Source organism: Rhizobium sp. 768_B6_N1_8, assembly GCF_051811225.1.
Taxonomy (GTDB): Bacteria; Pseudomonadota; Alphaproteobacteria; order Rhizobiales; family Rhizobiaceae; genus Rhizobium.
The window spans coordinates 812,599-827,452 of sequence record NZ_JBPWPV010000002.1 but is presented as its reverse complement, the minus strand read 5'-3'; the positions used below and the strand labels follow the sequence as shown (position 1 = coordinate 827,452).

The window sequence follows — 14,854 nt, the reverse complement described above, 5'->3', positions numbered from 1 at the left end:
TCAAGGAAGAGTATCCAATGACACAGAAAATCGTCCCCGTGATCATGGCTGGCGGCAAGGGCACGCGCCTTTGGCCCCTCTCGCGCGCAACCGCGCCGAAACAGTTCATCCAATTTGTCGGGGACAAGACGCTGTTTCAGGAAACCCTGGTCCGCGTTTCCGATCCGGCGCTTTACGAAGCCCCTGTCGTCGTGACGAATGAGGACTTTCGCTTCCTCGTTGCGGAACAGGCCCGCGAACTCGATATTCCGCTTGCCGCAGTCTTGCTGGAGCCGGTTGCCCGCAACACTGCTGCTGCAGTGGCAGCGGCTGCAAGCCTGGCCTCCGAGCATTTCGGCAAGGAAGCCATCATCCAGATGCTGGCGTCCGATCATGAAATCCTGGCGGACCAAGCCTATTTCGACGCCATCCGCACGGCGCGGGATGCGGCTCTCAAGGGCAAGCTCGTCACTTTCGGCATCACGCCCACGGAGCCGGCGACCGGTTATGGTTACATTGAGATCGGCAAGCAGCTTCCCAGCGGCGCGCACGAGGTCAAGCGCTTCGTCGAAAAGCCGGCACGCGAGAAGGCCGAGCAAATGCTGGCCGCCGGTGGCTTTTACTGGAACTCTGGCATCTTCATGTTCCCGGTCGCCGAACTGCTTTCCGAAATGCAGGAATATGCACCTGATGTGCTGAAGGCAGCCGACAAGGCGCTATCCAAAGCGACACGTGATCTCGATTTCACGCGTCTCGATGCCGAACACTTCGCAAAGAGCCCCGACATCTCCATCGATTACGCAGTTATGGAAAAGACGTCCAAGGCGGTGGTCGTGCCCTCCGCCTTCAGGTGGTCGGACATGGGCAGCTGGGATGCGGTATGGAAAACTGGCGTTCAGGATGAAAACGGTAACATCGCGGCCGCCAACACGACTGTTGTCAACACCCGCAACTCGCTCGTCATGACCCATGGCGTTCACCTCGCCGTCCAGGGCATGGACGATGTCGCCGTCATCGCCAGCGAAGATGCTGTTTATGTCGGACCATTGAAGGAGAGCCAGGAAGTCGGCAAGCTCGTCAAGCTGCTTGCGGGCCAGAAGAAGACGTCGAAGCTGACTGAGACGCATCCCACATCCTATCGTCCGTGGGGCGGCTACACCTCGATCTTCAATGGCGATCGGTTCCAGGTGAAGCGTATCTTCGTAACGCCCGGCAAGAAACTGTCGCTGCAGAAGCACCATCATCGCTCCGAGCACTGGATAGTGGTGAAGGGAACGGCCGAAGTTACGATCGGGGACAATGTGCAGATGCTGCGCGAAAACGAGTCGGTCTATATTCCGCTCGGTGAGGTCCATCGCCTCGCAAATCCCGGCAAGATTCTGCTGGAGCTCATCGAAGTTCAGACGGGCTCTTATCTCGGCGAAGACGATATCATCCGTATCGTCGACGAGTTCGGCAGAACCTGAACCTAAGCTTTTTGGCGGTCTTGAACTTGGTTCCCCGCCCCTGTAACGGATAGTGGTCCGCCTTGATGGTCGGACCACTTTTTGTTGAACGAAGGTTACGCCATGCGCATTGTGATGATTGGTTCGGGTTATGTTGGCCTCGTCTCGGGTGCCTGCTTTGCAGATTTCGGCCACCATGTAACCTGCGTTGACAAATCTGAAGCCAAGATAAACGCTCTTGAAGCGGGCGAAGTGCCGATCTACGAGCCCGGTCTCGAAGCCATTATCCAGCAGAATCGCAGCGCCGGCCGCCTCGATTTCTCGAAGAATCTAGCCCCTTCCGTTGGCGAAGCCGACGTAGTCTTCATTGCCGTCGGCACGCCGTCCCGCCGCGGAGACGGCCATGCAGACCTGAGCTATGTCTATGCAGCGGCGCGAGAGATCGCTGCCGCCGTCAGGGGCTTCACGGTGGTCGTGACAAAATCCACCGTGCCGGTCGGTACCGGGGACGAAATCGAACGGATCTTCCGAGATGAGTTTCCGGAAAAGGATATTTCCGTCGTCTCCAATCCTGAATTCCTGCGCGAGGGCGCAGCTATTACCGATTTCAAGCGCCCCGATCGTATCGTGATCGGCACTGAGGATGCGCGTGCCATCGAGGTCATGCGCGAGGTCTACCGCCCGCTTTACCTCAATGAAGCGCCGCTTTATTTCTGCGAACGCCGCACTTCCGAACTCATCAAATACGCCGCCAACGCCTTCCTGGCGATGAAGATCACCTTCATCAATGAGATTGCCGACCTCTCCGAGAAGATTGGCGCCGACATCCAGAAGGTTGCCAAAGGTATCGGCATGGACAAGCGTATCGGCGACAAGTTTCTGCATGCAGGACCCGGCTACGGCGGCTCATGCTTCCCCAAGGATACGCTCGCTCTCGTCAAGACCGCGCAGGACTTCGACAGTCCGGTTCGCCTGATCGAGACGACCGTTGCGATCAACGACAATCGCAAGCGCGCGATGGGCCGCAAGGTCATCGCCGCCTGCGATGGCGACGTGCGTGGCAAGAAGATTGCGGTCCTCGGCCTCACCTTCAAACCGAACACTGACGACATGCGCGATGCGCCGTCGCTCACGATCATCCAGGCTCTGCTCGATGGTGGTGCAACGGTGCATGCCTATGATCCGGAGGGCATGGACGCGGCAAAGGATATGCTCGGCCCGGTCACCTACGGCAACGACCCATACGAGATCGCCGCGGATGCCGATGCAATCGTCATCGTCACCGAATGGGACGAATTCCGCGCGCTCGACCTCAAGCGCCTCAAGACCATCATGAAAAAGCCGGTTATCGTTGACCTCCGAAACATTTATCCGGTCAACGAAGTGACCAAATATGGCTTCGGCTATTTTGCTGTCGGCAAGAAACCCGAAAAGAAGTGAGATTCGCTACTTCCTTTCGAAAAAGCCGGCTTTACTGGCTTCCATATTGACGCTGACGTCCGCAACGACTGTGTTCCCGAAGCTTGCCACGACAACGACTTCCCCATTGTCGCAGCCAATTCCAGTGACCTAAACAAGCATTCTGCTAAAGTGGCGTGGGCCGAGATTGAAGGCGTCAAAGGGTTCCCGACCAAACAGCCTCCTGGAAGTGTGCGAGAAGGTCTTGTTCAGGACGAACTTTAGATGAGGTGATACCGCAAGACCGATAAGATCACAGATTCCAGGCAGGGCGGGGATCTGTGCTTTTGCGGATGATGATTGGAGAGAATTTCGCGACAAGCGTCTCTGTCGCGTTCTTGTTCCAGTGAAGGCGGATTGGCCGCAGCGAGCTTCGGAAATAATCCGCCGGAGCTGCAACATCATCAGTTCCAAGCAATTTAAACCGCGGTATGGTTGCCCGCCCGGACAATGGCGTCGTCAATCGCGGTCCATCTTGCGTGGTGTTGAGACGCACGACCATACCGCCAACCGCTGAATAACGGCATATCGCGGGGCGGCTATTCGCCTCAAGGCTAAACTCCAGCCCGAGCCAGCTATTGCTCGACGATAACTCATAATCGAATCCCGCCTCAACCCAATCCCCCTCATGGAGACCGAGTTTCTCAAGATCCATATCGGCCCAAGACAGCGTCAACGTACACACTCGAGAGTCGTTGGCGTTAGCTGCCGGGTTGATCGTGAATATCTGCCTCTCGATACCGTCAGCTAGAGGCTCCTTTGATCCCATGATCGTGTCATTCTGACCGCTGCCGCGTCTTGCCACAAGGCCATCTGCGACAACGCCAGTCACACCTGACCGCTTTCCGGCACCTCCCAAGAAATCGCCAAGCGGCGACAGGTTGGCCAACTTCACATCCCTGCTATAGAAGTCGCCTTCCGTCACCATATCGCGCAATATCGGCAGGAGCACAGAGTAGCGCAGCCACTGTCCGTCGGTATTCAGGTGAACGCCGTCTTCGGTAATAGCGATACCTTGCTGAATTGCCTTCGCCAGCACGTCACGATCATCCACGATCCTGATACCTTCGCGGCTGCCAATCGAAACCAGATATTCGGTAAGGCCCTTGTTAAGCACGTGCCGAGCGTCGTCTGCCGTCCAAGTCCCTTTCGTCTTGCCTATTCTATCAACGGGCAGCAGGCAGATAACCCATACCCCTGCATCCCGGAGAGGTTTCAACAAGGCCTCATAACGTTCGATTGCCTTTTCCAGGGTGAGGTTATCGCTTGCGATATCATTGGTCGCAATATCCAGGAGAACGATATCCGGCTTCCGCTCGAGGCACCACGGCAATCGCGCCAAAGTCTGCGGCATGTGCTCTCCGCCACGGCCCGATATCGCCCCAGCGAGCCTTGCAGTCGGGGGGGCCGCAGTCGGAACTTTTGGATCGTACCAGCAATCGAGGTTGAAACGGTTATCTATGTTGCGAAGCGGCCCGATGGTTCCGAGCCAGTTCGCGGTGACAGTATCAATGCGCGGCGTCGGGCTTCCAGGATAGATTACGGTATAGCCGCTGTTGGCGACGAAGCTATGTCCTATTGCCATGACCTTCGCGCCGGTCTTGAGCGGCAGAGACGGTAACGCACGAGGTGAGGACGAGGCTAATGCATAAGAGTTTCCAACGAGACCGGCACCGGTTGCGGCCAATGTTCCAGTCAAAAAGCGACGGCGAGTGATTGACGTAAGATATGATCGCAAATTCACAGCAAAACACCTTTTACCCTTAACTGATCGACGCACGAGAGATCACCGCAAGCTCGACATTTCTATGACCGAGGATCGGGATCTCTCTGAAACGACCGGCGAAAAAATCTTTGCTACCAGGAAAGTGCAAGTATGCGGGCGCGAATCACCGTGCTGAAGGATGATGTTTGCATTCACGCCTAGGACAGATATTTCTCGCCGTTAAACCAACTTTGAACATCGGGAGGAGGAATAAACCACACTGCGTTCCGTGTGGTCGTGTCAACGGTCGCATGCTGCTCGCCAAGCAAAATGTCATCGACCAGATGAGAGGCATTTCCATATAAGAGTGCCGCCGCGGGTCACGACTAACCCCGTCGCCTCTTAACGCTCCAGGCTGAAGCAAGCAATCGGTCTCAGGCATCTTTCAAGCCATCGCAAAACAGCCTCTAGCAGACCGCAGATTGCCTGAGCTCCTTTGATCATCCCCCTTGCGAAACCGTCGCAGCCGGACGACTGCCTCTTCGCATTTGCGGCAAACTTCGAGTCTGGATGAGCTTTCGCGGATAAGGTTTTTCATGCCGCGAAAGTAACGCCAAGAATATCAGAGGAAATTCCAGCGGCGATGACAGAGCATTATCGGAGTTGGACAAAAACAGGAACCCTGCATACGCCAAGATGGCAACGACATTCGGTCGCCGGCCTCGGAAACTTGCCTTGAGCACTGCGGCAGTGAGCAGCACATAAAAGATGATCATGCCAGGAGTGCCGAGTTCGACAGACAGCCGAATGTAATCATTATGAGCAGCGGCAGAACCAGTGAGGATCTCAACTTCGTGTGGCGTTATGAAAAACTGATGTCCGAAGCCAATGCCCGTATACGGAAATTCGGCAATGACGGTTCGCAGGTAGTCCCACATGATAAATCGACCGTTGTCGCCACTTTGGGCAAGTCGGGTCGCGAAACTCTTCCAGAAAATAGCCAATATAGCGAGCCCGCCTACCGAGCCTAAAACGACCAATGACAATTTGGTCGTAATTGTGATTCCTCGCTGGATGAGAACTGAAGCCCCTGTCACCACGACGCAGACAGCCAAGGTCGCTCTGCCACCAGCTGCAAGCAGAACCAGCAGATTGACGACAACCAGTATCGCGTAAGCTTTCCGGCCCCCGAGCACGAGTTGTACCGCCGCAAATACGCCGCACATACCCAACGCCGACGTGAAGGCGGCCGCAGACAAGGAGCCCAAATACCGGGAAAGACCTGTCGCGAACTCGATCGCGGTCATCGGCTTCATGCCCGTAAAATGATAGGCAAATCCCAAGACCGCGCATAAGAGAGGTAGATATGCGGTCGCCTTCCAAATCGCTTGTTGATCCCGAAATCCGGTTCTGCCTGCCAATAGCGCAAACAAAATTATAATCTGATTGAGCGAGGCAAAAAAGATCGACCAGCTGAAACCCTTATAAGGGGTCGCGGCGGCAAGAACAAAAACAAGAAATATCTGCCCGACAAGAAGGAATAGGATGCTCTTATCCGCCCCTTTTCGCAAAAGAATTGCGAAAGCGGCCAGCAAAAAGGAAGTCTTTTCAACTGCATTGCTACCTGAAAAGTGCAGCGCGCCACCGATATTGAAAACCAACAATATCAACGACGCTATGTAGATTGCTCTAAACGCCATTCACCGCTTCCACTTTAACCGCGAGCCTAATCTCAGCGAAAATCACGTACAACCTTCCCAATGAATCTGAAAAATCAGTTTCCGACCTGGCGTTGAACAACCCGGATCTAGCGTGCCGGAAGATCCCGCTTCCTGTCTGGCGAATGCCGACGTGATGGCGCCCTAAATCCTGCAGTGAAGTCGAAACATCTGGTGGATCGTTCCTGGCGCTTCTGGCTAGCATCTACCATGATCCTCCATTGTTTGTCTTATGCCGTCAAGAGTTCGAAACAGGGCGTTCCGCGCCTGAGCGCTGGCGCAATATTCAAGAAATATATGTCAGCGTGATGGCTGGAAGACGCTCCCGCCGGGGTAGTTGGGCTGCTACATCTTGTGTCAGACCCATGCCGCTGACGAAACCTGCTGAAGTAGTCGCCGCTAACTAGAGACCGCTAACGCTGGCAACAAACACCTCATAACGCAATAAAAAGGGCATACCCTGGGATATGCCCTTTTGCAAATACTGCTTCCAGAAACCGTCAAACGGGATTTGCGCAAGACGTTGGAGCACAATCAGATAAACCGCACAGAGTGCCGATCAATGACTATGCAAATAGGAAGTCGGAAGGATGAAGGTCCGCCACGTTAACGTTTTCGAGCGTTATGATATGGTCGGAATCAAGGGTGATGACGGTGTTTGCGCCAACCTGCGCCATGTGCGACTCGATGAATGCGAGATTGTACTGGCTGACGCCGAAGGCGCCGAACTTCAGCTTGTCTTCACCGACGGTGAAGTCGGCAATGCGATCCGAGCCACTTTCGTAAACGAAGGTGTCGTTGCCCGCGCCACCAACGAGGTAGTCGTTGCCAGCGCCGCCGAAGAGGAAATCGTTGCCAGCACCACCGTAGACACTGTCATTCCCAGCGTCGCCATAGACGAAGTCGTCACCGTCGTCGCCGAGTACCTTGTCGTCACCGACGCCGCCGTAGACATAGTCGTTGCCGGCGCCGCCGTGGACGATGTCGTTGCCTTCGTCGCCATAAACGCGATCGTTGCCGGCATCTCCGTTGATGCGGTCATCGCCAATTCCGCCGCGCACGATGTCATTGTCGTCGCCGCCGCTCAGGTAGTCATCGCCTGCGCCGCCATAAAGCTTATCGGCGCCAGTACCGCCGAAAACGATGTCGTTGCCGTCGCCCGACACAACGATGTCGTTGCCGTCACCACCGTAAACAACGTCGTCGCCCTGCCCGGAATTGATAGCATCGTCGCCGGCACCACCGTAAATGTGATCTATACCGTTGCCGCTGGTGATAGAATCGTTGCCGTCGCCGCCGAGTATCTTGTCACCACCATTGCCAGAATAGATAACGTCAGCACCGTCACGCCCGCGGATCTCATCGGCGAAAGCGGAACCCTTGAGTGTTTCATCTGAACTGTTACCCAGTACGTACGCCATTTCAATTCTCCCTATGAAACAAAATCAACACGTTTATATTGAAGCGCTACTCGCTTTCGCCGACTTGAGTATTGGATATTTAATATATTGTAAACCCTGACGGCTGGCGAAAATGCCTATTGCGGAAATATACTTAACTCGCATTCGCTCGTTAAAATTGCATACTCGAAAATTGCATTTAAGAACCTTAGCGCTCATGAAATACTTTCATGATAGTGTCACAGGTGCGAGGTTTTGCGATTATCTTTGTATTTCCCGATGCCAACATTGAGCCGGCTCAGTTTACTTCAAGGACTTCCTAATATTAAATCTGCGGCCGACTAACAGCGATTTAGGAAAATAGGCGCCATACTCGCGGAATTGAGCGGAAGCAGAGGGCTCGGCCGCTGCAGTTGCAAGCAGTTGAGAAAAAAGTAGGCCGCAGATCTCGTGACATTGCTGACTATAATATGAAACGAGAGGCGTTTCATTTTCCCACGCCACAAACCATCGGCTCACCAGGTCGTCATCACCCGAATCGGCCCCGATTCGCCGATTTCCAACGGTTCGTCATACGCAGAAGACCGTTTTGACATCTGCGCGCAACTGCCCTGAAAGTTGAGTCCAGAACAGCAGCACCTCATTCGGCCTTTTTTGGGTGCATCCCCCGATACAGGTCTTGTTCAGAGAACATTGCGGATGGTCTTGTGGTCGGCCAACCACACATTTGCTGCGCTGCACACTCTTCGCCCCGGAGAATGCGGTATGTTTGGAGAGATCCCGATTCGATACGGACAACGTGTAAAAATTAATTCGACTCAACGCGAAGGCGCATATTATGTATTTGAAAATAAAAGATTTTTTACAGAGAAACATCTTTAATCCCTACGATTCCTTAAAAAAATCCTTTAGTGGCTATTTCGAAAATGTCATATGCCCTATACAAACGTGATCGAAATTGACCATCGACGAAACGTTCATTTTTTTGCGGTTGCGTAATCGATGTAAATTTTCGACTATCGCCGCAAAGTCACAAACAGCAGGAGCGTGCGAATGAAAATTGCAATCTTTGGCCTTGGCTATGTCGGCCTCACGGGTGCCGGATGCCTGCTCAAAGAAGGTCATTCAATCGTCGGCGTGGAACCTCACGAAGACAAGGTGAAACTCATCCTTTCAGGCCATTCCCCAATCTATGAGCCGGGGCTTGATGACCTCCTGACGGCAGGCCTGGCTGACAATCGCCTAACTGTCGTCTCGCAGGTGGGCAAACTGCTCTCTGAATGCGATCTCGCCATCGTTTGCGTCGGCACCCCGAGCGCAGCGGACGGCTCGCACAATATGACATTCATCGCTGAGGTTTCGCGCCAGATTGCGCTCAGCGTTGACGTCACTCGCGAAAAGCCACTGACCGTCGTCTTCCGCAGCACGATCCGTCCGGGATCCATTGATGGGCTGATTGCGCCGATCTTCAAGGCGCATCTCGGTAAGGACTTCGCCAAGGCGGTCGAAATTGTCTATAACCCAGAGTTTCTTCGTGAATCCGTTGCGATCAAGGATTATTTCAATCCGCCGAAGATCGTTGTCGGCACGCAAAACGGCCAGCCGTCGGAGCGCATGACGGAACTCTACAAGAACATCAGCGCACCGATGTTCGTAACCGGCTACCGTGAAGCCGAGTTTACCAAATTCGTCGACAACACCTGGCACGCCGTCAAGGTTGCATTTGCGAACGAGATCGGGCGCGTTTGTGTGCAGCTCGCTATCGACCCGCAGACGGTACACAAGATTTTCGTCTCGGATACCAAGCTGAACATCTCGCCTTACTACATGCGTCCTGGCGGTCCGTTTGGCGGCTCCTGCCTCCCCAAGGATGTCAGGGCCTTGGCGCATATCTCCGAAGAAGTAGGCGCCTTCAATCACCTGGTCGATTCACTGCTGCGTTCGAACGAAGCGCATAAGCGCTTTATCTTCGATTACGTTACGCGCGATATTGCTCCGAAGGCAAACATCCTCATGCTTGGTCTGGCCTTCAAGGCGGAAAGCGACGATCTTCGCGAAAGCCCCCAGCTTAGCCTTGCGCATAAGTTGATCACGGCAGGCTACAAGCTCAGCATCTACGATCCGGCCGTCAAACCGACGCAATTGTTGGGTCAGAATATGGGCTATGCCTTCTCGCATCTCCCGTCCATCTCCGAAATCATGGTTTCGAAGGAAGACGCCGAAAGCACCGAATACGATCTGGTGATCGACACAAACGGCAGTTTGGCTAAGATAGACGTGAAAGCCGCAAAGACGGTCGACACAAATACTTTGCACTAGAAAAGAAGACATCGTCGGCCTCTTCGGAGGCCGATTCGTTGAGAGTTACCAAGAGTAGGCAATCGATGGCAATTCAACAAACATTCGATACAGCCCTTGATGACGCAACAGACGTCAGCGCCTTGCCCCTGAAAGGCCGAAAGGTACTGATTATCGTGGAGAACCTCCCGGTTCCCTTCGACCGTCGCGTCTGGCAGGAGGCCCGGACTTTGACGGCCGCCGGTGCACAGGTTTGCGTCATCTGCCCCACAGGCAAGGGTTTCACGGAACGCTACGAATGCATCGAAGGCATCCACGTTTACCGTCATCCTCTGCCGCTTGATGCAAGCGGCGCGCTCGGCTACCTGCTGGAATATGGTGTTGCGCTTTTCTGGGAAAGTGTCCTCGCCTGGAAGATATTCTTCCGCCACGGCTTCGATACCGTTCATGGCTGCAATCCGCCGGATCTAATTTTCCTGGTCGCTCTTCAGTTCCGGCTTTTTGGTGTCCCCTATATCTTCGATCATCACGACATCAATCCAGAGCTTTATGAAGCGAAGTATGAGAAGCGCGGCTTTTTCTGGCGGCTGATGTGCTGCTTTGAATGGATCACCTTCAAAACCGCACGTGTCGTCATCTCGACAAACGAAAGCTACCGGGAAATCGCTCAGGTGCGCGGCGGCAAGAAAGCTGACGACATTTACGTTGTCAGAAGTGGTCCGGACCTTTCTCGTTTCGTCGCTGTCGAACCGAACCAGTCGCTCAAGAAGGGCCGGAAATACCTCGTCGGTTACGTTGGCGTCATGGGTGCCCAGGAAGGCGTCGACATTCTTCTTGATGCGGTGGCCTATATCAAGAACCAGATGGGCCGCGATGATATTCAGTTCGTCCTGGTCGGTGGCGGCCCAAGCGCCAAGGGCCTTGCTACCGACGCGGAAAAAATGGGTCTTTCGGAGTGTGTGACGTTTACAGGACGCGTCTCAGACCACGATCTTCTCGAAGTGCTTTCAACGGCCGACGTCTGCGTCAATCCTGACCGCGTCAATCCGATGAACGATAAGTCGACGATGAACAAGATCATCGAATATATGGCACTCGGCAAACCGATCGTTCAGTTCGACGTTACAGAAGGCAGGCGCAGCGCCGAGGAGGCCTCGCTTTATGCAAAGGCCAACGACGCGAAGGATTTCGCCGAGAAAATCGTCGCCCTCCTCGAAAATCCGGAAGAGCGTGCGCGGATGGGCGCTATCGGCAGGGAGCGCGTGGCAAGCAGCCTCGCGTGGCCTTACCAGATTCCCAACCTGGTCGCCGCCTACAAGAAGGTAAAGCGTCAGGCCTGACCGCTATCTACAAATACAAAGGAAAAGCCGCATGAAATGACCATCATGCGGCTTTTTCGCTATTGTATTTCGGGTGTGCCAAAGTAGGCGTTCAAACTTCACTTTCCCGCCTCGGCTACCTTCACGATCTGAAAATAATAGTCCCCTTGGGTTAGGCGATTAGGCTTCCCCCCCCGTGTCGCCTATTCTTCACGGAACGTGTGGTTCATCTGGTCGGTCAGCGGCTTGGTCAGATAGGATATGACCGAACGGTCGGCGACCTTGATGAAGATTTCAGCCGGCATACCGGGGTAGAGCGCCATACCCTGCAATTTCGCGAGACTTTCCGGCTCCGGTTTGATGCGCACCGGATAGTATTTCGCGCCGGTGCGCTCTTCCGTAATGACGTCGGGTGATATCGAAAGGACCTTGCCCTGAACTTCCGGCGTGGTTCGCTGATCGAAGGCGGTAAACCGAATATCGACATCCTGATCGACATGGACCTGATCGACATTGCGCGTCGCAATCTTGCCCTCGACTGTCAGCGCGCGATTATCGGGTGCCAGCAGCATGAGGGGTTCACCCGGATTGACCACACCGCCGACCGTATGGACGGATAGCTGATAGACCCTGCCGCTAAGTGGCGCCTTCACATCCAATCGCTGGAGTTGGTCGAGAGCTGCGATCCGCCTCTCCTCCATCTCCGCGATCTTCGCCTCGACATCAGTCAGATCCTTGGAATTGTCGGCACTTTGATCGGCATCGAGCTGCAGTATCTGCAGGTTGATCTCCGCAATCTTTCCTTCGGCCTGCGCACGAGCGGCAACCCGCCCGCCTCGGTTGCCGTCAAGATCAGTCTTCTCCCGTTTCAGGCTGTTGATCTTCTGCATTGTGACGAGCTTTCTCGCATAAAGCTCTTCCGTCGCTTCAAGCTCTTCGTTAACGAGTGCTGTCGCATCGTCGATCGCCTGCAGCTGTATGGTGTCGCCTTTGATCTCCTCGGCGAGCTGCGCCGTTTTCTCCTCGAGCTGCTTCTTGCGCCCCACCATGGAAGACTGGCGTGTCTTGAATAGCTGCATCTCACCGTCGATCAGCAGCTTGTTTGCTTCCAGATCCACACCGTTCGCCTGCAGTTCATCCAGCGAAAAGCTGGGTGCGCCGAGACGTTCTGCCTGGAGACGGCTTCTTCGCACATAAAGCTGGGCAAGGCTGCTGTTGATGATACCGAGATTGGCCTTCACGGATGTCCCGTCGAGCCGCAACAAAACATTACCGGCTTCCACATGCTCGCCTTCGCTGACGGAGATCTCCGAAACGATACCGCCGACCAGGTGTTGAATCTTCTTGACGTTGTCATCGATGATGACAGTCGCGTCACCAACGACCGCATTCGAAAGCGTCGTTGTGGCGGCCCAGCCGCCAATGCTTCCCACAAGCACGATTGCCATTGCGATAACCATCGTAGCATGGCGCCGAAGTGAGTGTTGAGATTGTGACATCACCACAGCTTACTGCTCCTGCGTGTCGCCAACGACCTTGAGCGTCGGCGATCGATCTGCGTGGATCGGCTTGATGTCGCGGCGCAAGATACGCGCGAGCACCTCATCCTTGGGTCCAAATGCCGCGAGCTTCCCGTCATTCATCATGAGAACGAGATCGCAGCCTTCGAGTGCACTCGGCCGATGTGCGACGATGAAGACGATGCCGCCTCGCCGCCGCACGGCAAGGATAGCTGCGGCCAGCGCCGCCTCGCCCTCTCCGTCCAGATTGGAATTCGGTTCATCCAGAACGACAAGGAAAGGATCCTTGTAAAGGGCTCGCGCCAGCGCGATACGCTGCCGCTGACCGGCAGACAGCATCGAGCCGCTTGGACCGATCTGGGTTTCATAGCCTTTGGGAAACCGCAGAATCATCTCGTGCACACCGGCCATTTCGGCAGCCGCAATCACGGCGGCCGCCTCGGGCGCGTGTTGAAAGCGCGAGATGTTTTCGGCGACCGTGCCCGAGAAAAGCTCGATATCCTGCGGGAGATAGCCGATATGCGCGCCGAGATCGCCGTCATCCCATTGGTCCAGCGTGGCGCCGTCGAGGCGGACAGAGCCGCGGTAGGATGGCCAGATGCCGGTCACGGCGCGCGCAAGCGATGACTTGCCGGAGGCGCTGGGACCGATCACGCCGACCGCACTGCCTGCGTTGATCGAAAAGCCAACACCTGCAATGGTAATCTCCTGTTTGCCAGGCGGTCCGCTAACGAGCTGCTCGACGGTCAACTGGCGGTAAGGCGCGCGCAATTTGAGCGGGCTCTCCTTCTCCGGCAGGTCGCGGAAAGCGTCCTTGAGCCGAGCCCAGGCCTGTTGGGCCGCAACGAAGCCACGCCAATTGGCGATTGCTTGCTCCACCGGTGCGAGCGACCGGGAGGTGAGGATCGAGGACGCGATGATGATGCCGCCGGATGCCTGATTTTCGATGACCAGAACCGCACCAGTCGCAAGGACCGCAGACTGCAGCACCGCGCGGAAAATCTTCGAGATGGTCGAATAGACATTGCCCGTATCGGATGCCGCCCGCGATGTCATCCGATAGGCGTTGTTCTGATCCAGCCATCGTTCAGCCAGATCCTTTCTCATTCCCATCGCCTGAACGACTTCAGCATTTCGCTGGGCAGCCTGCAGGAATGTACTCCGCCGGTTGCCAAGTTCCGTCGCCTGCTTTGACGAGGTCTGAGCGCTTCTATGTGTCAGGAATGTCAGAGCGATCAAAACAAGCGCACCGCCAACGGCAATGAAGCCGATGATCGGATGAAACATGAAGCAGATCGCGATGTAGAGCGGCATCCACGGCAGGTCCAAAAATGCCGCCGGGCCTGAACTGGAGAGAAAGCTGCGGATCTGGTCGAAATCGCGGAGCATCTGCAATCCGTCGCCTTCGACCTTTGTTTTGACGGGTGCTTTCATGACGGCCTTGAAAACACGCGAGCTCAGCACTTCATCGAAGACACCGGAAATACGGATCAGCATGCGGCTGCGCATGACTTCGAAGACGCCCTGGAAAATGTAGAGAAGCAGCGCCAGCAGCGAAAGGGCAATCAGCGACGGGATGCTGCGGCTGGGAATAACCCGGTCGTAGACCTGCAGCATGAAGAACGAACCTGTGAGATAGAGAATGTTGATCAGCGCGCTTGCCAGCGCGACTGCCACCAGAGCGCTTTTGCAGCGCGAAAAGGCCTCAGCCCCCGTATCTTTCTTCGGCTGTCGCATAAAGCCCGCTACAACGTTATTCAACCTTCGACACCCTCTAAAACAGCGCCTTTTGAGATCCTGCAGGCGATTTGCTCTCACTCGACTTCAGAACGCCTTTGAAGACATTCGATGCGATCGTTGCTGGAGTTACATCTCATGCCACAGAAATTACAGTAAAATAAATAGACGGCGAGACAAAATCGCTCCGTAAGTTTAACGCCGATACTCTCGGCAGCCAGTATTCCGCAACCTTGAGAGTAACTTAAAAGAGATAAGAAACCATTCTAGAGCGG

At 55.0% G+C, this 14,854-nt stretch carries 9 protein-coding genes; 4 read left to right on the top strand and 5 right to left on the bottom strand.

The genetic code is table 11. The features are described 5' to 3' along the window. Nucleotides 1–17: 17 nt before the first annotated feature. The gene (locus AB8B33_RS28185) at nucleotides 18–1,445 is read left to right on the top strand and encodes a mannose-1-phosphate guanylyltransferase/mannose-6-phosphate isomerase (RefSeq protein WP_439017896.1); all 1,428 of its coding nucleotides are present in this window, start codon (nucleotides 18–20) and stop codon (nucleotides 1,443–1,445) included. Between the two features lie 102 nt (nucleotides 1,446–1,547). Then, nucleotides 1,548–2,864, top strand: a complete 1,317-nt coding sequence (locus AB8B33_RS28180; RefSeq protein WP_439017895.1) for a UDP-glucose dehydrogenase family protein — start codon at nucleotides 1,548–1,550, stop codon at nucleotides 2,862–2,864. 271 nt (nucleotides 2,865–3,135) lie between these two features. Here AB8B33_RS28180 and AB8B33_RS28175 read toward each other — a convergent pair whose 3' ends face one another. The 3 genes from AB8B33_RS28175 to AB8B33_RS28165 form a co-directional block, all read right to left on the bottom strand. Next, on the bottom strand, nucleotides 3,136–4,467 hold the full coding sequence (locus tag AB8B33_RS28175) for an SGNH/GDSL hydrolase family protein (protein WP_439017894.1): 1,332 nt from the start codon (nucleotides 4,465–4,467) through the stop codon (nucleotides 3,136–3,138). A gap of 620 nt (nucleotides 4,468–5,087) precedes the next feature. Next, entirely contained in the window at nucleotides 5,088–6,287 is a 1,200-nt protein-coding gene (locus AB8B33_RS28170; protein WP_439017893.1) for an O-antigen ligase family protein, read from the bottom strand. 584 nt (nucleotides 6,288–6,871) lie between these two features. Then, complete coding sequence (locus AB8B33_RS28165) at nucleotides 6,872–7,726, bottom strand: calcium-binding protein (protein ID WP_439017892.1); 855 nt, start codon at nucleotides 7,724–7,726, stop codon at nucleotides 6,872–6,874. 1,032 nt (nucleotides 7,727–8,758) lie between these two features. Here AB8B33_RS28165 and AB8B33_RS28160 point away from each other — a divergent pair. Further along, on the top strand, nucleotides 8,759–10,024 hold the full coding sequence (locus AB8B33_RS28160; protein WP_439017891.1) for a nucleotide sugar dehydrogenase: 1,266 nt from the start codon (nucleotides 8,759–8,761) through the stop codon (nucleotides 10,022–10,024). A gap of 65 nt (nucleotides 10,025–10,089) precedes the next feature. Further along, nucleotides 10,090–11,343: a glycosyltransferase family 4 protein gene (locus tag AB8B33_RS28155; protein WP_439017890.1), complete on the top strand. Its 1,254-nt coding sequence runs from the start codon at nucleotides 10,090–10,092 to the stop codon at nucleotides 11,341–11,343. Between the two features lie 182 nt (nucleotides 11,344–11,525). Here AB8B33_RS28155 and AB8B33_RS28150 read toward each other — a convergent pair whose 3' ends face one another. Together AB8B33_RS28150 and AB8B33_RS28145 are read right to left on the bottom strand one after the other, a co-directional pair. Continuing rightward, entirely contained in the window at nucleotides 11,526–12,821 is a 1,296-nt protein-coding gene (locus AB8B33_RS28150) for an HlyD family type I secretion periplasmic adaptor subunit (protein WP_439017889.1), read from the bottom strand. A gap of 9 nt (nucleotides 12,822–12,830) precedes the next feature. Further along, a complete protein-coding gene (locus AB8B33_RS28145; RefSeq protein ID WP_439017888.1) occupies nucleotides 12,831–14,579 on the bottom strand; it encodes a type I secretion system permease/ATPase in 1,749 nt (582 codons plus the stop codon). Between the last annotated feature and the right edge of the window lie 275 nt (nucleotides 14,580–14,854).

Coding starts and splice junctions, on each gene's coding strand:
- AB8B33_RS28175 (WP_439017894.1), bottom strand. CDS start 4,467: ATGGCAATAGGACATAGCTTCGTCGCCAACAGCGGCTATACCGTAATC.
- AB8B33_RS28150 (WP_439017889.1), bottom strand. CDS start 12,821: ATGTCACAATCTCAACACTCACTTCGGCGCCATGCTACGATGGTTATC.
- AB8B33_RS28185 (WP_439017896.1), top strand. CDS start 18: ATGACACAGAAAATCGTCCCCGTGATCATGGCTGGCGGCAAGGGCACG.
- AB8B33_RS28170 (WP_439017893.1), bottom strand. CDS start 6,287: ATGGCGTTTAGAGCAATCTACATAGCGTCGTTGATATTGTTGGTTTTC.
- AB8B33_RS28155 (WP_439017890.1), top strand. CDS start 10,090: ATGGCAATTCAACAAACATTCGATACAGCCCTTGATGACGCAACAGAC.
- AB8B33_RS28145 (WP_439017888.1), bottom strand. CDS start 14,579: ATGCGACAGCCGAAGAAAGATACGGGGGCTGAGGCCTTTTCGCGCTGC.
- AB8B33_RS28180 (WP_439017895.1), top strand. CDS start 1,548: ATGCGCATTGTGATGATTGGTTCGGGTTATGTTGGCCTCGTCTCGGGT.
- AB8B33_RS28165 (WP_439017892.1), bottom strand. CDS start 7,726: ATGGCGTACGTACTGGGTAACAGTTCAGATGAAACACTCAAGGGTTCC.
- AB8B33_RS28160 (WP_439017891.1), top strand. CDS start 8,759: ATGAAAATTGCAATCTTTGGCCTTGGCTATGTCGGCCTCACGGGTGCC.